Raw genomic sequence first — 17,380 nt, 5'->3', positions numbered from 1 at the left:
TCAGGGTGCGGCTCCGCGTCATCCTGGGGCGTCGCGCAAAAGTAGTGAAGACCATGACACCCTTGCGGCGCGTCCCAATGCCGCACTTCACGTCCAACTTGCCGACATCCTCCGAGAGAGGATTTACAGCCACGAATGGGCTGTCAACGCCCGTATCCCCTCGGAACACGAGCTGATGCAGCAGTTTGGCATCTCGCGCGGAACGGTGCGCAGGGCGCTCAAGTCGCTCGTCGAGGAGGGGCTGCTCGTCCAGCAGCATGGACGCGGCACGTTCGTCGCGGAGCCTGGCATCTCACATCCGGCGGGTGTCAGGCCAATATCCTTCGCGGAGTCGCTCCATAGGCAGGGCAAGGCATTTGTGACACGCGTCGTGGACAAGCGCGTGATTCCGGCGCCGGCTGACGTTGCTTACGAACTCGATGTTAAGCCAGCGACCGCCGTCATGTTCATGCGCCGTGTCCGCCTCGTGGATGGCGAACCCGTCATGTGCCAAGAGAGCTGGTCAAGCCTCTCTGAGTGCCCGGGGCTCGATGCGATGGACTTCGAGAGGGAGTCGCTGTTTGACGCGGTGCAGAAGTGCTCGCATCGCAAGATCAAGTACTCCGTTATGCGCTACCAGGCGAGAGTTGCCGGGCGTGAGCACGGCGAGCTTCTCGGCTGTGACGAGTCGGCGGCGGTGCTGCTCCTTGAGCAGACCATTCGCCTTGAGGACGGAGCCGCAATCGAATGGAGCAACACCTGGCTCAAGCCCGGTCAGTCCATCGTGGGTACGGCAGTACAACCGGACTAGCCTCTCCGGCATCCTCGATATAGCCCTAATACCGTTCAGAGGAAAAGACTTGCCGTTCGCCGGCTATGGGCACGTTGTCCTCTCCGACTTGTTCAGAAAAGCTTATACAAGTACTTGTTCAGGCAAACATGAACAAGTTGCTCTGAACGATGGAGTGATAAGCCGGGCCGGCGGATGCCCAAAGCTTCGCCGGCGGGGACGAGAGGAGAGACGAGGCGTGGAGAAAGCAAAGCTCAGAAGGCCGTTTTTCGTCGTCAACCCAAAGTCGTACCTCTATGGGGATGTTATTTACAGGCTTGCTAAGAAGACCGACAAGCTGTGCGAGCAGTATGACTTCGACTGTCTGTTCACTGCGCAGCTCGTGGATCTTCCGCACATCATCGCGACGTGCCCGCACCTTGTGCCGTGCGCCCAGAACATGGAGAGCCTGAAGCCGGGTCGCGGCATGGGCCACATCCTGCCCGAGGCGCTCGCCGCCGCCGGCGTCAAAGCCACGTTCCTCAACCATGCCGAGAACCCCGCGACCGCCCATGAGCTGGCCGCCACGATCGCCCGCGCCAACGAGCTCGGCATCCTCACGGTCGTCTGCGCCGACTCCGTCGAGGAAGGCAAGTGGATTGCCGGTCTCAAGCCCGACGTGATTGTCTGCGAGCTCACGAGCCTCATCGGCACCGGCACCGTTGCCGGCGAGGACTACATGCGCGCCTCCACCGAGGCCGTCAAGGCCGTCTCGCCCGACACGCTGGTGCTCCAGGCGGCCGGCATTCACAGCGGCCAGAACGTCTATGACGCCATCAAGTACGGCGCTGACGGCACGGGTGGCACCTCCGGCATCGTTGCTGCCGACGACCCGTTCGCCACGCTTGACGAGATGTTCGCGGCCCTCGACAAGGCCCGCACCGACTTCTGCAAGGAGGCCTAGGCATGACCGTCTACAAGGGTGAGTTCTCGCTCAAGACCGAGGCCGACAAGCCCACGTACGTTGACGTGACCGAGGAGGTCAACAAGGTCGTCGAGGAAAGCGGCATCAAGGAGGGCACGGTCACCGTCATCTCCTGCCACACCACCTGCGCGGTCTACGAGGACGAGTTCGATCACGATCACACTCCCGCTGGTGACACCTTCCTGCAGGCCGACCTCTCCGACGGCCTCAACAAGATCTTCCCGGAGCAAAAGGACTGGAGCACGTATCGCTATCCCGGCGAGCGTCACTTCGAGGAGGTCGAGTCGTGGCCCAACGGTGCCTCGTACCTCCCGGACGGACGCAAGTCCCTCTGGAACGGCGACGCTCACCTGCGCTCCACGCTCGTCGGTCGCAGCCAGGTCTTCGAGGTCGCGGGCGGCAAGCTCGAGATGAACGGCCTCGCGAGCATCTTCTTCGTCGACTTCGACCGCACGCGCGAGCGCACCCGCCGCGTCAAGGTTGTGGTGATGGGGGAGTAGAAGTCCCTACTATTTTGGCGTTCAGGAGTCCGCCGAAGCGGGCTTTGAATGACACGGGAGACCGTGATAATTTGGAGGTATCGGTATGAAGCGTATTTTGATGGCATGTGGCTCGGGCATCTGCACCTCTACGGCCGTGCGTAAGACCATCGAGGAGTTTCTCGATGCTAACGGTTATAAGGGCCAGTATGAGATCACCCAGTGCCGTGTTTCCGAAGCGCCCGAGAAGTCCCCGAACTACGATTTTCTCGTGGCTACCACTACCGCACCCGCCGGTCTGCAGTGTGACTATGTGAACGGTGTGCCCTTCCTCATGGGCTTTGGCGTTGAGGCTCCGCAGCAGGAGATTCTCAAGCTGATGGAGAAGTAGAACCTTCGTATTTAGGCATACCGGGGCGTATCGTGCGCTTGGCCTGCACCCCGGTCTTTTCGCTCGGTTTTCTTTGGTGAGCGAGTGCTTGCTCCTCGCAGGGGGCAATGGGGTAGGACGGCATTTTGGTTCTGCTCCCTATCGGGTTTAAATAATAGGAAGTAAAGGAAAGGGAGGTTACTCAATGGACGCAGTTATTGGCTTCTTCTCTGCGGTTTCAAACATGGGTGTCTCCGTCGTAATGCCCATTGTCATTACGATTCTTGGTTGTGCTCTGGGGGCAGGTTTCGGCAAGAGCCTGCGAGCCGGCCTCATGGTAGGCGTCGGCTTCATCGGCCTGAACCTTGTCATCAACAGCTTGCTCGGCACGACGCTTTCTCCCGCCGTCCAGCAGATGATCGAGCGCTTTGGCCTGAGTCTCTCCGTCATCGACGTCGGCTGGCCCGCTGCTGCCGCTATCGCCATGGGCTCGACGGTCGGCATCATCATCATCCCGCTTGGTCTCATCGTGAACATCGTCATGCTGCTTACGAACACCACGCAGACCGTCGACGTCGACATCTGGGATTACTGGCACTTCGCCTTCACCGGTGCCCTGGTGGCCATCGTCTGTGACAACATCGTGCTTGGCGTCATTGCCGCTGTACTCAACATGATTATCGTCATGGTTCTCGGCGACTACACCGCCCCCGAGGTCGAGAAGTCGCTCAAGATGCCTGGCGTCTCTCTGCCGCACGGCTTCACTGCCGCCTATGCGCCTATCGCCATGCTCTTCAACTGGATTTTTGACCACATCCCCGGTGTCAAGGACATTGACATCAACATGGACGTCATCCAGAAGCGCTTCGGCGTCTTCGGGGAGCCGATCCTGATCGGTTCCGTCATTGGCCTGGTCATCGGCTTCCTTGCCGGCTACCCCTTCATCCCGGCTGCCTCTGGCGACATGAGCGTCCTCACGCTCGCCGTCTCCCTCGGTGGCGTCCTTGTGCTCATCCCGAAGATGGCCGCACTGCTCATGGAGGGCCTGCTGCCCATTTCTGACGCGGGCGGCAAGTTCGTCCAGAAGCACTTCAAGAACCGTGGCAAGATTTACATCGGCCTCGACTCCGCCGTGGGCGTCGGCCACCCCGTCACCATGGCCATCTCCTTCGTACTCGTTCCCTTCGCGATTTTGCTCGCCGTAATCCTTCCGGGTAACAAGGTCATGCCCTTTGCCGACCTCGCCGTCATCCCTTGGATGTTCGTCCTCATCACCCCGACCGTGAAGGAGAACGGCTTCCGCGGCATCATCACGGGCATCATCGTCCTGACGATTGGCTTCTACATCGCTACCGACCTGTCCCCGCTCATCACCACGGCAGCCCAGAACGTCCAGTTCGACATGGGCGGTGCCTCCGCGATCTCCTCTATCTGCGACGGAGCTAACCCGCTCACCTGGGTCATCGTTCGTCTCAACGGCTACCTGGGCTATATCGGCACTGCCATCGTCGCGGTGATTGCCGGCGGCATGGCCTTCTGGAACCGTGCTCGCATCCTCAAGGAGGCCAAGGCCATGCACGAGGCCGAGGCTGCCACCGAGGCTGCCGCGAAGTAGCAATTGGACTGCGGGGCCTTAGGGCCCCGTGTCCTTTGGAGGCCCACATGAAGAAGACCTACACGTTCGAGCAGCCTTTCTTTAACATCGAGGTTCTCGCCACCGGAGTCTTTTGCCTTTTTCTGGTAGTTGTGTGCATGGTCTGTGCCGTGAAGGGCCTCTTTTTGCCCCCTGCGCTTCTATCCATCTTTGCGTGCGTTGCGTTCTATCAGGTGTGGAACACGTTCGTTTCCATTTCCAATCCCAGGGAAGTCGTCATCGAAGACGATGCCATAGCGTTTTCGGCATTTGGCCGTACCGACCGATACGAGCTCTCGGATGTTAACGAGTTTCGCGTCCGCGAGTTCCCCAGTGCTGGAAAGATGTATGTGCGAATCAACGGTGGCGGCTTCCTCCGGGGACGCTATTGGCTCCAGACCAAGGTCATGTCCGAGGGGGATGAACTTTTTCAGCGCATCCAGGACATCGAGTACCGAAAGCACCCCGAGACCATCAAGGCGCGTGCCCGTCGGGTCAACACCGAGTACTTGAAGAACGAGCAGGCCATTAAGGAATACGAGCGTGCCGCACGCCCGGGTTTCGTAAAAAAACTAACGAAGAACAGGCGCGCGCACACTCAGCCCAAGTAGCTGGGCGTGTCGCCGTAGCCGTTAGGTATTGTCCCGCTGCTGGTTTTCAAACCTAAGGAGAATGTCGAGAAGATGTTTGAGAATGAAAAACAGCAAGTACTGGATGCCGCTCTGAAGCTTGATCGCTATGGCCTGATTGCTCTATCTGGCGGCAACGTGAGCTGGCGCGTCGACAAGGATCACATTCTCGTTACGCCGTCTGGCATGATTTACGACGAGATGGTCGCCGACGACATCCTCGTCGTAGACCCGGACGGCAACATTGTGGAAGGCACGCGTAAGGCCTCCGTCGATACCGAGGCGCTGCTTTACGTTTACAACAAGATGTCTCGTGTGGGTGCCATCATCCACACGCACCAGCCGTATGCGACAGGACTCGGTCTCGTCATGGATGAAATTCCGTGCAACCTTTCCACACTCGCCAACGCCACCGAAGGCCCTGTTGCGGTTGCGTCCTACGGTGACCCCGGTTCCCTGTCCATGGGTGTGAAGGCTGTCGAGTACATCGGCGACCGTCTTGCGGTCGTTCTCAAGAACCATGGCGTGCTTGCCGTTGGCCGCGATTTGCGGCAGGCGCTGTTCTCCTGCGTGTATCTCGAGGAGGCGGCGAAGACGATCACGGTCGCGCTCTCTACGAGCCGTGAGATGGCAACCATGACCCAGGAGCAGATCGACGAGGCCGTCGCCACGTTCCACCGCTACGGTCAGCACCCGCTCAACGAGCAGAAGTAGTTCGTCCTCCGGTATCCTCGCTCAAGAAAGGCTGATTAGCATGCTTGTCAATCTTCGTGACATCTGCGCCATCGCCGAGCAGAACAACATGGCGCTCGGCTCGTTCAACACGCCGAGCCTCGAGGCCGTCCGCGCCGCCATCGCCGCGGCCGAGCGGACCGGCTACCCGGTGATCATCGCCCACGCCGAGGGCCACGAGCCCTTCGTGCCGCTCGACGCCATCGGGCCGGCCATGGTCGCCCTGGCCGAGCGCTCGAGCGCCCCGGTCTGCGTCCACCTCGACCACTGCGAGCACCTGTCCTACATGCGCTGTGCCCTGGAGATGGGCTTTAACGGCGCCATGTTCGACGGATCCTTCACCCCCTACGAGCAGAACGTTGCCAACTCCCGCCGCGCCGCCGCGATGTGCGCCGGCTACGACTGCGGCCTCGAGTGCGAGCTCGGCTCCATGGGCACGCGCGAGAACGGCGCCGGCCACGAGAACGACCACGTCGGCGAGGCCGTCTACACCAACCCCGAGGACGCCAGGGAGTTCGTCGAGGAGACCGGCACCGACGTCCTCGCCGTCTCCTTCGGCGCCGTCCACGGCATCTACAAGGGCGAGCCGCACCTGGACTTCGACGTGCTCAGGGAGATCCGCGAGCGCATCGATGCGCCGCTCGTGATGCACGGCGGCTCCGGCGTGTCCGACGCCGACTACAAGAGGGCCATCGACGCCGGCATCCGCAAGATCAACTACTTCACCTACGGCGCCAAGTTCGCCGGCGAGGCCGCGGAGAAGACGATCGAGGACATGAAGGCCAAGAACGCCGACTCCGTGATCTACTGGCAGGACCTCACCATGGCCGCCTACGACCGCCTCGTCGAGGACTTCACCCACGTCATCAAGGTCTTCGCCAACGGCGCCGACCCGGTGGCGTAAGGCGTTTTCATTCCGTTTGCGTTCGAAAGGTATTCCATGTCTGCAGTTGATACCAGCCTGTTCAAGCCCGAGCTCGTTTTCTTCGACTTCGAGGCCAAGGATCGCGAGGACTTCTTCGAGAAGCTCGGTGCCGAGCTTTCCAAGAAGGGTTATATCAAGGACTCTTGGTTCGACGCCATCAAAACTCGTGAGAAGAACTACCCCACCGGTCTTGACTGCCCCGCCATCAAGGTCGCTGTGCCTCACACGGACCCCGAGCACCTTATCAAGCCGTACATCGCCGTGGTCAAGCCTAAGACGCCGATCGTCTTCGAGGGCATGGCCGGCATGGGTGGCGAGGTACCGACGCAGCTCATCGTCAACCTTGGAGTGAAGGCCCACGAGGAGAGCCAGGTCGCCATTCTTCAGGCGCTCATGAAGATCTTCATCAACGAGGACGCTGTGAAGGACATTCTCGCCCAGACCACGCAGCAGGGCATGGTCGACACCATCACGAAGTACTGCGAGCAGGACTAGTTCTTCACATTTTGCTTGTTCGTTAGGAGGTCTCCCATTTCGCTGACGGGGCATATCCCCCAAGAAATGGGAGACATTATTCTTTTCATGGAGGTGTCTCTCTTTATGCTCAAGGAACTTCGTGACGAGGTCTATGAGGCGAACATGGATCTGCCCAAGCACGGGCTTGTGATCTTCACGTGGGGCAACGCGTCCGGCCTCGATTGAGAGCGTGGATTGTTCGTCATCAAGCCGTCCGGCGTTGACTATGACAAGCTGTCGCCCGAGTCTCTCGTGGTCTGTGACCTCGACGGTAAGGTCGTTGAGGGAGAGCTCAATCCTTCCAGTGACATGCCCACGCACGCGTATCTCTACCGTGTGTGGGGTGACCGGATTGGTGGCATCGTCCACACACACTCCTCCGCGGCTGTGTCCTGGGCGCAGGCGGGGCGTGACATCCCCTGCTACGGGACCACGCAGGCCGACTATTTCTTCGGCTCCGTCCCGTGCACGAGGGGTCTCACGAAAGAAGAGATAGAGAACGCCTACGAGCTCAACACGGGCAAGGTCATCCAGGAGGGCTTCGAGAAGGGGGAGGGCATCGACCCCGTCTCCCACCCGGGCTGCCTCGTTCGCAATCATGGGCCGTTCAGCTGGGGCAAGGATGCCGCGGCAGCCGTCTACCGCGCCGCCGTCATCGAGGAGATTGCCAAGATGAGCCGCGATACTGAGCTTCTGGCCATGGCTGCCGACAAGCCCGCTGCCGAGTGCCTGGCTCCTCAGTACCTTCTCGACAAGCACTACCATCGCAAGCACGGACCCAACGCTTACTACGGCCAGCCGGGGAAGTAGCCACCGACGCGGGTCCTGGGGCGAGCGTGCTTCTTCCACGCTCTTTGCGTAGGCTCGAACTCGCTGCTAGTGGCGTTGATCTTCCGCCGCATCCAAGCCGTCCGGCATGCGTGTCGGACGGCTTTTTCGTATCTGGCGCCCGCGCTGCCGCGTAAGCGCAAGGTACCCTCCTAGCCTCGTCGAGTGATCAAGGACTCAACGAGCAGATGGAACGAAGACAAGCCCTTGTCCGGCATGCCCTTCTTATCGTTTGCGCCGAGCTCCCGTGATCTTGTCGTGGCCGTAATGACCTGTTTTCCCGTAAAGGTGGTCGGAGCAAGCCTCTTGAACCCGTCGGGCATGTGTCGCTTGAGTTCTGTCTCCACGCGGTGAGCCTCCGCGCTGGGTCTTCCTGTGGTCGGGAAGTGAAGCAAGAGGTAGGCCTCGAACTTCGGGTTGCTTATGGCAAGTCCTCGCCGCTGGTCCTTAGATGCCCATTCGACGGCCTTGCGCATCTGTCCCGGCGTCCATTCGTCGACGTCCATGACGAGCCACTGCTCGTCGTTTCTCTGCAGGTCTCGAGGGCCCCTGCCCTTGGACGTCATCGTCTTGACGAGGCTGGCTGGGTCGGTCTGGCCCTTGTGATGATCGACAATGGAGAGACTTACGTCGCCTGCGTCTCGAATCAAGGCACGTACGGAGTTGAGGCGCAGGTAGTCAAGCTCGGTCTCTCCTTCTGCAACGACCTGAACTATGCGCCTTTGGCGTCTCGTCGCCCGCTTCGGTGGCTTCAGCGCCTCTCTTCTCGCGCCCATCTCATTCACCGCCGATGTCGTCTCGGAACATGGGAACCCCGCCAAACCTTCCGTCGAGGTAGCTCTTGAGCAGGTCGAGATCAGGCCTCAACCCCTCGTATTCGTCGAGCCTGACGAGGGACGACCTGCCCTCCCCGTCACGTTCGGTAATGAACATCTCGTCCCTTCTCAGCACGGACTGGTCCATGAGGAGCAGGTCCTGCGTCGTGAAGAGGAGCTGGCGGTGCGACGTGGGGCCGCAGGTGCGGAGGAATCCGTCTACGAGCTTCGAGGTGAGCATGGAGTGGAGGCAGCGGTCGAGCTCGTCGACGACGTAGACCCTCTTGGAGTCCTCGAAGCCGCCAAGTAGGTCGAACAGCATCGGCATGAGCTCGACGAGACGCCTCGAGCCTGATGACTCGAGAGCAAGGGAGAACGGGACGAGCCTGCCCTCTGAGTTGCGGTGCTTGGTCACAAGTCTCCGCGCCCGAATCCCGCCTTCGTCTCGGTCGATGAAGAACATGTCGCTCGGGTAGTCCCCGGACTGCTCCATCCTCAGAACCATCGATCGCTGTTCGCTGGGGTTATCCGATACCGCCAGGCTTGACAACACCTCCTTGGGGAGCGGGAGGGAGTCGACGTCAACCTCGTCGCCGGAGATGCTATCTATGCCGGTGTCCAGGCTCGACAGGGTTGCCGACGCGAACTCGAGGAAGTTGGGCCTCGTGTAGTAGAGGCCGAGCGAGCGGTTTTGCGAGGAGACCCCGACAAGCGCAAGGGAATCCCTAAACCACGCGTATGCGCCCATGATCTCAGCGACGCTCTGCTGAGCCGCCGCGTTTATGAAGAGCTGGTTTGCCCTCGTCCCTTTTGCGACGAACTCCGTTCGCTCCGGTTCCGAGAATGCACCCTCCCCAAACTCGTAGTTGCCGCCTTCGCGGGAATAGACGAGGATTGGGTCGTGCTTGTCCTTCATGACCCACAGGGACTCCGAGTGCACGTTGTCTCGGGATACGTTCGCGAGGAGCTGGTACACGATTCCGTTGGCGAGGAAGGTCACTTCGAACGACGTGGGCGAGGCCTGCAGCTTGGGGTCAAGCCTGAACGGGGCTACTGGAACAGGCTCTCCTACGCCAACTCCGAGCACGATGAAGTTGCGCAGGAAGTCCAGGGCCTGGAAGAGCGACGTCTTCCCCGACGCATTACCTCCGTAGATTGCCGCCGTGGGCAGCACCTTGAGGGAGCGAAAGCCGTCGACGGACGAGAGGGATGCCCTGCCGCGGCGCTCCCGGGACGCCACGAGGTTGAGCTCTGCCGGGTCCGAGTAGGATTTCCAGTTCTCGACCCTAAAGCCGATTAGCATGCTATCTCCTTAGAACACGTAAAGAGATATTATCACGCTGCTTGTAATAGTTTGCCTATGCACCGGCGCGCCGGATTGCCCGAGCGTCGAAGGGCCCGCCTACACCCCCGTGAGCAGGATGACGTTCAGCACCGTGACCACCGCGCCGATGCCCACGAGCAGCACCCTGAGCCACGGCCCGTTGGCGTAGGCCCCCATCACCTTTGACGAGCTCGTGAGCCAGATCTGCGTGAAGATCGTGATGGGGAGCTGCAGCGACAGCAGCGCCTGGCTCCACACGAGGCCCTGGAACGGGTCGGTCACGAAGAAGATCACCACCACGGCCAGGACGAACGTCCCCATGACGCCCAGGGAGCTGTGGCGGTCGTGGATGTCGTACGGCTCGTTGGCGATGCCCGACGAGATGGTGCCGGCCGCCATGCCCGCCGTCACGGAGCTGGAGAGCCCGGCGAACAGCAACGCCAGCGCGAAGATGACGCGGGCGGCCGGTCCCAGCAAGGGCTCCAGCGTGGCGGCGGCGAGCGACAGGTCGTCGATGACAATCCCCTGCGAGAAGAACGTGCTGGCGGCCAGTATCACCATGGCGCTGTTGATGGCCCAGCCCACGATCATCGAGAACAGCGTGTCGACGAACTCGTGGTCAAGCCGCTCGCGGACGACCTCCTCACCCTGCCCCTCGTAGTGCTGGCTCTGGATCACCTCGGAGTGCAGGAACAGGTTGTGCGGCATCACCACGGCCCCCAGCACGCTCACGATGATGGTGCTTGAGCCGGCGGGCATGGCGGGAACCACCCAGCCCACGGCTGCCGCCGGCCAGTCCACGCGCACCATGGCGATCTCCACGAGGAAGGCCAGGCCGATGAGCGACACGAACCCGATGATGATGCGTTCGATCTTGCCGTAGGAGTTGGTGAGCAGCAGGGCCAGCGCCGCGGCCGCCGTGAGGACACTGCCGATCTTCTCGGGAATCCCAAAGAGCATGTTGAGCGCGATGGCCCCGCCCAGCACCTCGGCCATCATCGTGGCCACGGTTGCGAGCAGGGCGGATCCCAGCACAAGGCGGGCCACCCACGGCCGCAGGTGGTGCGAGCAGCTCTCGGCAAGGCACTCGCCCGTCACGATGCCGAGGTGCGCCACGTTGTGCTGCAGCACGATGAGCATGATGGTCGAAAGCGTGACCACCCAGAGCAGCGTGTAGCCGAAGGTGGAGCCGGCCGCCATGTTGGAGGCCCAGTTGCCCGGGTCGATGAAGCCTACCGTCACGAGCAGGCCGGGGCCGATCCACTTGAAGATGTCGAGGCCGCCGTGGTGGCCCGAGTGGTTGGTGCCGAACAGCTTGCTGTGGACCCGCTCGCGCGGGGTCTGGGCGACCCTGGTGGCCGTCGCGTCGTCAGTCTTGTCCTGTGCCATGCTTCTCCCCTGGACGACTCTTCTCCCCAGCGAGACATGGTAGTGCGCTCACGGGGAGTTAGCTAAGGATAACTTAACGGGACCTTTATGCCGCCCCAACCCGTCACATTTCCTTCCGGATGATTTGACACATTTTCGTGCCGCGTCCCATTCGCGTGTAGCATTATCTTCCGGATGATTTGTCACACTCTGGTCTCCGCGCCTCTCTGACTTGCCCACTCCTTCGCCCCGTGCCCGCTTGGCCGCACCCTCTTCTTGGCCGGACCGCGACCTTGGGGTAGGGTAGGGAGCCTTGCCAGGGGTTCCTGGGAGCGGGAACGAGGGAGGATGCGCATGAGGGTCATCGTCTACACGGACGGGTCGAGCAGGGGAAACCCGGGGCCGGGAGGCTACGGGGCAGTGCTTCGCTACACGGACGCGGCGGGCACGCTTCACGAGCGCGATCTCTCGGCCGGCTATGCGCGCACCACCAACAACCGCATGGAGCTCATGGGCGTGATCGCGGCGCTCGAGTGCCTGCGCCGTCCCTGCGAGGTGGAGGTCCACAGCGACTCGCAGTACGTGGTGAACGCCTTCAACAAGCATTGGGTGAGCGGCTGGCAGCGTCGCGACTGGAAGAACGCCAAGAAGGAGCCGGTCAAGAACCCCGACCTCTGGAAGCGCCTGCTTAAGGCCATGGAGCCGCACGACGTGAGCTTCGTGTGGGTGCGCGGCCACGCCGGTGCCGAGCTCAACGAGCGCTGCGACCACCTGGCCGTCAAGGCCGCCACCGCCCCCAAGGCCACCCTCCTCACCGACGAGGGCTTCACCGACTAACTTGTGCACAGCACGGGGAGCGGCCCGTCCCGGAGGGAGGGGCTAAGGGACTTTGCGAAGCAAAGTGACCCCGACCGAGGGATGGGCCGCTCCCCGTGTTGCGCATCTCGGCGGGCGTCCCTAGTGGGCGTCCTCCACGTTGCAGCGGTCGACGATGGCGGGAAGCTCGCTCGCAAGCTCGCTCATCCGGCCGCTCCAGACGGCCTTGCTGGGCCGCGCGTGTCCCACATATATGGTGCGCATCCCGATGTCGGGCCGCGGGAAGTCGCGCCGGGCGTCGTTTCCCACCATGAGGCATTCCTCCGGGTGCAGGCCCAGGGCGGAGGTGAACTCGGCGTAGTAGCGGGCGCTCGGCTTCAGGCGCGTGGAGTTGCACATGTGGCTCACGCGCTCGAACGGCAGGTCTGAGATGTTGGCCCACTTCATGCGCGTGTGGATGCACGGGCCCGAGAAGCTCGGGTTGGTGGCGAGCGCCGTGCGAAGCCCAAGCTTGCAGACCATCTCCACCGCCTCGCGCCCGCCTGGCATGGGACGGGCCGCCACGATGCCCGAGCCCCGCCTGGGAAGCAGCTCGCGCTCGTAGAAGCGCAGGGCCACGCGTGTGTGTGGCTCGTCGACCGGCACGCCCGTGATGCGGCGGAACTCGCGCGCGTAGACCTGGAAGTTGGTGAGGCCGTCGGCCCGCTTGGGGTCTGCCATCGCAAGGTAGCAGCGACCGAGGGCCGCCGCCAGCACGAGCGGGCTCTCCCCGGATATCTCCGACAGGATCCTCGACATGTCCGCCGCATAGAGCGCCACGAATGCCATGAGGTTGATGTCGAGCAGCGTGTCGTCCATGTCGAACAGGACGGCCTTGATCATGAAGCCTCCTTGCGGGCGGTCGGGCCGCCGCACCGCACGGGACCCCGGGGGACATGCCCCATCGCGAGTCCCCATTCTAGTCCAGCGGCCCGTCAGTCCCCAAAAAGGCGTTTGTAACGACAACGAAAAATCCGTCCACATGGCAGAGTTTATCTTGAAATGTCAAGGGCGAGGAAGGTATCCTATCAAGACGTGCGAGTCCGGACGCTCGCGCACCATATCTGTCGGCCCCCGAGCAATGTAAATCCGAGTTGGTGGCCTCGGGCGAGATCGCGGCCCAGGGACATCGCAGGCGATGCGCATGAGCATCGGGGCCCCGTTTCCGAAAGGGGTCCACCTTTGAGTGAGATTCAGAACTCGTCCGTCTTCTCGCTAGACGACGTGTCCACCGATGAGATGAACAAGCTCATCGACGGCACCATCACCGACTTTGACGAGGGTGACCTGGTTACCGGTACCGTCGTCAAGATCGAGCGCGATGAGGTCCTGCTTGACATCGGATTCAAGTCCGAGGGCGTCATTCCCGTGCGTGAGCTGTCCATCCGCAAGGACGCCAACCCCGCCGACATCGTGAGCCTCGGCGACACGATCGAGGCCCTGGTTCTCCAGAAGGAGGACAAGGACGGTCGCCTCGTGCTCTCCAAGAAGCGCGCCGAGTACGAGCGCGCCTGGAACCGCATCGAGGAGAAGTTCCAGAAGGGCGAGAACGTCGAGGGCGAGGTCATCGAGGTCGTCAAGGGCGGTCTCATCCTCGACATCGGCCTGCGTGGCTTCCTGCCCGCCTCGCTCGTCGACCTTCGTCGCGTCAAGGACCTCAACGCCTACCTCGGCACCCGCATCGAGGCCCGCGTCATCGAGATGGACCGCAACCGCAACAACGTCGTCCTCTCCCGTCGCGTCGTGCTCGAGGAGGCCCGCAAGGCCGAGCGCTCCGAGATCCTCTCGAAGCTCCAGCCGGGCATGCGCCTCAAGGGCACGGTCTCCTCGATCGTCGACTTTGGCGCCTTCGTCGACCTCGGCGGCATCGACGGCCTGATCCACATCTCCGAGCTCTCCTGGAACCACGTCAACCACCCCTCCGAGGTCGTCAAGGTCGGCCAGGAGGTCGAGGTTCAGGTGCTCGACGTCGACCTCAATCGCGAGCGCATCTCCCTCGGTCTCAAGCAGACCACCGAGGATCCCTGGCGCACGCTCGTCAAGAAGTACCCGGTCGACGCCATCGTCGAGGGCACCGTCACGAAGCTCGTGCCGTTTGGCGCCTTCGTCGACCTCGGTGACGGCATCGAGGGCCTGGTCCACATCTCCGAGATGGCCAAGCAGCACGTCGACGCCCCCGCACAGGTCTGCAAGGTGGGCGACAAGGTGCAGGTCAAGGTCATGGAGATCGACCTCGACCGTCGCCGCATCTCCCTGTCCATGAAGGCCGCCGCCGAGACCCTCGGCTTCGAGGTCGCCGTGGCTCCGATGGACAAGCCGGAGGACGAGAAGGCCGAGTAGCCTTATCTTCCAAGCGCTGTGAGGGCCGCCTTCGGGCGGCCCTTTTCGTATCGCGGCGCCGCGGCTCGTCTTCCCTTTGACGGGAGCGATACGCTGTCTGCTCGAAGCTTAAATTCAAACCCTTCAACACGGTGGGTTTATAGGATATAGTATCGTTCTATATACGGAGGAGCCCGCAGGGGCGGTCAGGCGAGAGGAGGTCCGCACGTGAGCGACAAGGACAAGGTGGACGGTCGCATGGGCGGCTCCACCATCAGCACGCATGACTACCTCGCCAACATTCCCGCCGACGCGCTCGACTTCATCGAGGGCCTGCCCCGGGAGATTTCCGATGACGGCGAGCGCAACTGGGCGGCGGAGGCCGACACGCTGCGGCGTGCCGAGGCGGCCGAGCGCGCCGGCTCCGAGGCCTCGTCCGGTTTGGGCGGCCGGCGCCCCGTCATCTGCGTGACCCCGTGCTGGCAGCCGGGGGAGGGCGAGCGCACGAGCTCGAACGAGTACGCCACCGACATGTTCCTCGAGGCCATCGTGGCGGCGGGCGGCATGCCCGTCATCATGCCCATCACGCAGGACGCGGCCCTCATCCGCTCCTACGTGGAGCTGTGCGATGGCTTTGCCCTGCCGGGCGGCGCCGGTCCCGACCCCACGCTCTGGGGCGAGGACCCCTCCGGCGACAAGGCCCTCTCCGACCCACGCGACGCCCTGGAGATCCCGCTCGTCCGGGCCGTGCTCGACGCGGACAAGCCACTGCTTGCCATCTGCCGCGGTGAGCAGCTGCTCAACTTTGTGACGGGCGGTAAGGTCTCCCGCGACCTGCTGGGTCTTCCGTGTCCGCTCGTGGGGCACTGGAAGCACTGGGGCGCCCACTGGGAGCCGGTGCACGAGGTTGTCGTGGAGCCGGGAACGCTGCTTGCCCGCTGCGTCGGTGGTGGGGGCGTCATCAAGGCCAACTCCAACCACCGCCAGTGCGCGCTCACGTCCGGCAAGGGCGTCGTCGTCTCGGGGCGCTCCACCGACGCCGTCATCGAGGCTATCGAGGTGAGCGACGCCCGCTTCTGTCTGGGCGTCCAGTGGCATCCCGAGTACACGTGGACCACGCAGGCCTCCGACGCCTCGCTGTGGCGCAACTTCGTCTTGGCGGCGGCGGGGAAGTGGTGCTGGCGCGCCGGCCTGGGCGAGGGTGCCGCGGTGCCGGCCGGCCCGGTGTGCGTCGCGGGCAGCGACGGGAGCTGCTCGGTCTCTGCGGCCTAGGGCTGCGCTTTCCATTGGGCTTCGCCGTCTGGCGTGGTGGACCTGTCTGTTTGCCTGCGTCGGGCCCCGTTGCCCATCTCGGATTCTGGCGTCTCGTGCGTGAGCTTTCCGTAGGGCATGGGCGCGCGGGGCCGCCTTGCCGTCGGGGCGCTGCCGTCTGGGTAGAATAGCCATTCGTGACGCGATGGCCCGCGTCTGGCGGTCGCGTCGCGCCGTCGGCGGGCACGGATGGAGGCTGGCATGGCCAAGGGTGACTTTCAGCGCAGGATGGAAGAGGCCCAGCGGAGGTTGGGCGCGTGGGCGCTGGGGCGCAACGGCGCCGACGAGGTGAGCTCGGCCTGCACCAACGTGGCCGTCGTGCTCGTCGTGGTCAACCTCATCACGCGAAACTCCGCCTTTGCGATCGCTGCGCTTGCGCTTCTGGCGTACTCGTGGTTCCGCATCTCCTCCAAGGACGTCTCCCGGCGTCGTGCCGAGGTCGCCGAGGCCTCACGCCGCCTTGGCCCCGTGCTGTCCTGGCTCGCGAACCCGATGGCCGCCGCTCGCGAGGCGCGGGGGTACAAGCACCTCACGTGCCCCTCGTGCGGGCAGCGCGTGCGCATCCCGAGGGGAAAGGGCAAGGTGCGCGTCACGTGCCCCAAGTGCCACGCCCGCTTCGACGGGAGGGCCTAGCCCATGCGCACGGTCTTTCTCGCGGGTGGCATCGCCTCCGGCAAGTCGACGGTGGCCCGGCTGCTGGCCAGGCGCGGCGCGTGGCTCTGCGACCTCGACCAGATTGCGCGCGACGTCGTGGCTCCCGGCAGCGAGGTGCTCGATCAGATTGCGGCGGAGTTCGGCGACGACCTGATCGACCCCGAGGCGGGCGAGCTCGACCGGCATGGGCTGGCCGTGCGCGCGTTCGACTCTGCCGCCGACACGCGGCGCCTCGAGCGGATCGAGATGCCTGCCATCAAGGCGCGGCTCACGCAGATTCTCACCAACACGAGCTGCGCGGCGACGGCCCCCGTGGTTGCCGTGGTGGAAGTGCCCCTGCTCGACCGGGTGGAGGACCTCCTGCCCCTTGCCGACGACGTGCTCGTGGTGGTTGCCCCCATGGTGCTGCGTCGCTCCCGCGCGATCGGCCGGGGCATGACGGGTGCCGACTTCGACCGGCGCGTCGCGCAACAGCCGTCGGAGGAGTACCTGCGCTCCCATGCGACCGATGTCATCGACAACTCCGGCAACGCCGAGAGGCTCGAGGCCGCGGTCGACGCCTGGTGGAAGGGCGAGAGGGCACGCGGCTAGCGGGGCGGGGAGCCGCGGGCTGACGGCTGGTACGCTCGCCGTTTGCGATGGCGGAGGGTTTTCTGGATGGGTTTGGGCGGCTTTGCGGGTGTCGCCGGAGGGTTCGTTGTCGTCAAGGTTTACGAACTCATGTACCCGAACATGTGTTAGTATCTTATCGACGACAGGAGCCAGCGCAGGCGCCCGCCGAGGCTTGGCCTCGCGTGCCCAGAGCGACACGTCAGATTCCCCCGGCTGTCCATACCACGCCTGCGAGATCCTCCATACCCTCGGGGGGAAGAGACGAGGTAGCCATGAG

General features: G+C 63.2%; 18 protein-coding genes and 1 pseudogene. 15 read left to right on the top strand and 4 right to left on the bottom strand.

The window, feature by feature from the left end; genetic code table 11:
• Positions 1 to 106: 106 nt before the first annotated feature.
• The 10 genes and pseudogenes from EFAMC1_RS09910 (at position 107) to EFAMC1_RS09865 (ending at position 7,827) form a co-directional block, all read left to right on the top strand.
• The gene (locus tag EFAMC1_RS09910; RefSeq protein ID WP_154054111.1) at positions 107 to 790 is read left to right on the top strand and encodes a GntR family transcriptional regulator; all 684 of its coding nucleotides are present in this window, start codon (positions 107 to 109) and stop codon (positions 788 to 790) included.
• 217 nt (positions 791 to 1,007) lie between these two features.
• Positions 1,008 to 1,712, top strand: a complete 705-nt coding sequence (locus EFAMC1_RS09905; RefSeq protein WP_154054101.1) for a triose-phosphate isomerase — start codon at positions 1,008 to 1,010, stop codon at positions 1,710 to 1,712.
• A 2-nt stretch (positions 1,713 to 1,714) separates the two neighbouring features.
• Positions 1,715 to 2,233, top strand: a complete 519-nt coding sequence (locus tag EFAMC1_RS09900) for a YjbQ family protein (protein ID WP_154054100.1) — start codon at positions 1,715 to 1,717, stop codon at positions 2,231 to 2,233.
• 85 nt (positions 2,234 to 2,318) lie between these two features.
• On the top strand, positions 2,319 to 2,603 hold the full coding sequence (locus EFAMC1_RS09895) for a PTS sugar transporter subunit IIB (protein ID WP_154054099.1): 285 nt from the start codon (positions 2,319 to 2,321) through the stop codon (positions 2,601 to 2,603).
• 184 nt (positions 2,604 to 2,787) lie between these two features.
• A complete protein-coding gene (locus tag EFAMC1_RS09890; RefSeq protein WP_154054098.1) occupies positions 2,788 to 4,197 on the top strand; it encodes a PTS galactitol transporter subunit IIC in 1,410 nt (469 codons plus the stop codon).
• A 47-nt stretch (positions 4,198 to 4,244) separates the two neighbouring features.
• On the top strand, positions 4,245 to 4,826 hold the full coding sequence (locus EFAMC1_RS09885; protein WP_154054097.1) for a hypothetical protein: 582 nt from the start codon (positions 4,245 to 4,247) through the stop codon (positions 4,824 to 4,826).
• A gap of 72 nt (positions 4,827 to 4,898) precedes the next feature.
• Positions 4,899 to 5,558, top strand: coding sequence for a class II aldolase/adducin family protein (locus tag EFAMC1_RS09880; RefSeq protein WP_154054096.1), 660 nt, complete (start codon positions 4,899 to 4,901; stop codon positions 5,556 to 5,558).
• A gap of 40 nt (positions 5,559 to 5,598) precedes the next feature.
• A complete protein-coding gene (locus tag EFAMC1_RS09875) occupies positions 5,599 to 6,480 on the top strand; it encodes a class II fructose-bisphosphate aldolase (RefSeq protein WP_154054095.1) in 882 nt (293 codons plus the stop codon).
• Between the two features lie 36 nt (positions 6,481 to 6,516).
• On the top strand, positions 6,517 to 6,996 hold the full coding sequence (locus EFAMC1_RS09870; protein WP_154054094.1) for a PTS sugar transporter subunit IIA: 480 nt from the start codon (positions 6,517 to 6,519) through the stop codon (positions 6,994 to 6,996).
• 105 nt (positions 6,997 to 7,101) lie between these two features.
• A pseudogene (locus tag EFAMC1_RS09865) lies at positions 7,102 to 7,827 on the top strand (L-ribulose-5-phosphate 4-epimerase).
• Between the two features lie 170 nt (positions 7,828 to 7,997).
• On the opposite strand, the gene EFAMC1_RS09860 reads toward EFAMC1_RS09865, so the two are convergent.
• The 3 genes from EFAMC1_RS09860 to EFAMC1_RS09850 all read right to left on the bottom strand — a co-directional run bounded on the left by EFAMC1_RS09860 (position 7,998) and on the right by EFAMC1_RS09850 (position 11,373).
• Entirely contained in the window at positions 7,998 to 8,621 is a 624-nt protein-coding gene (locus EFAMC1_RS09860; RefSeq protein WP_261981868.1) for an RloB family protein, read from the bottom strand.
• A gap of 1 nt (position 8,622) precedes the next feature.
• Positions 8,623 to 9,963, bottom strand: coding sequence for an AAA family ATPase (locus EFAMC1_RS09855; RefSeq protein WP_154054092.1), 1,341 nt, complete (start codon positions 9,961 to 9,963; stop codon positions 8,623 to 8,625).
• 99 nt (positions 9,964 to 10,062) lie between these two features.
• The gene (locus EFAMC1_RS09850) at positions 10,063 to 11,373 is read right to left on the bottom strand and encodes an Nramp family divalent metal transporter (protein ID WP_154054091.1); all 1,311 of its coding nucleotides are present in this window, start codon (positions 11,371 to 11,373) and stop codon (positions 10,063 to 10,065) included.
• A 333-nt stretch (positions 11,374 to 11,706) separates the two neighbouring features.
• Between EFAMC1_RS09850 and rnhA the strand changes: the two genes are divergently transcribed.
• Positions 11,707 to 12,189 carry a ribonuclease HI gene (gene rnhA, locus EFAMC1_RS09845; RefSeq protein WP_154054090.1) on the top strand — a complete coding sequence of 161 codons (483 nt, stop codon included), beginning with the start codon at positions 11,707 to 11,709 and terminating at the stop codon, positions 12,187 to 12,189.
• 120 nt (positions 12,190 to 12,309) lie between these two features.
• Here rnhA and EFAMC1_RS09840 read toward each other — a convergent pair whose 3' ends face one another.
• Positions 12,310 to 13,050, bottom strand: a complete 741-nt coding sequence (locus tag EFAMC1_RS09840; RefSeq protein ID WP_154054089.1) for an HAD family hydrolase — start codon at positions 13,048 to 13,050, stop codon at positions 12,310 to 12,312.
• 339 nt (positions 13,051 to 13,389) lie between these two features.
• On the opposite strand from EFAMC1_RS09840, the gene rpsA reads away from it, so the two are divergent.
• The 4 genes from rpsA (at position 13,390) to coaE (ending at position 17,082) form a co-directional block, all read left to right on the top strand.
• Positions 13,390 to 14,547 carry a 30S ribosomal protein S1 gene (gene rpsA / locus EFAMC1_RS09835; protein WP_154054088.1) on the top strand — a complete coding sequence of 386 codons (1,158 nt, stop codon included), beginning with the start codon at positions 13,390 to 13,392 and terminating at the stop codon, positions 14,545 to 14,547.
• Between the two features lie 207 nt (positions 14,548 to 14,754).
• Positions 14,755 to 15,798 (top strand): gamma-glutamyl-gamma-aminobutyrate hydrolase family protein, encoded by a 1,044-nt coding sequence (locus EFAMC1_RS09830; RefSeq protein ID WP_154054087.1) that lies wholly within the window; start codon positions 14,755 to 14,757, stop codon positions 15,796 to 15,798.
• A gap of 240 nt (positions 15,799 to 16,038) precedes the next feature.
• Positions 16,039 to 16,470: a zinc ribbon domain-containing protein gene (locus EFAMC1_RS09825; protein ID WP_154054086.1), complete on the top strand. Its 432-nt coding sequence runs from the start codon at positions 16,039 to 16,041 to the stop codon at positions 16,468 to 16,470.
• A 3-nt stretch (positions 16,471 to 16,473) separates the two neighbouring features.
• Entirely contained in the window at positions 16,474 to 17,082 is a 609-nt protein-coding gene (gene coaE / locus EFAMC1_RS09820) for a dephospho-CoA kinase (RefSeq protein WP_154054085.1), read from the top strand.
• The last annotated feature ends 298 nt before the right edge of the window (positions 17,083 to 17,380 follow it).

This window comes from Olsenella uli (assembly GCF_901212675.1).
Classification (GTDB): domain Bacteria; phylum Actinomycetota; class Coriobacteriia; order Coriobacteriales; family Atopobiaceae; genus Parolsenella; species Parolsenella uli_B.
The sequence above is the reverse complement of the archived record's forward strand: the minus strand, read 5'-3'. Positions and strand labels throughout refer to the sequence as shown.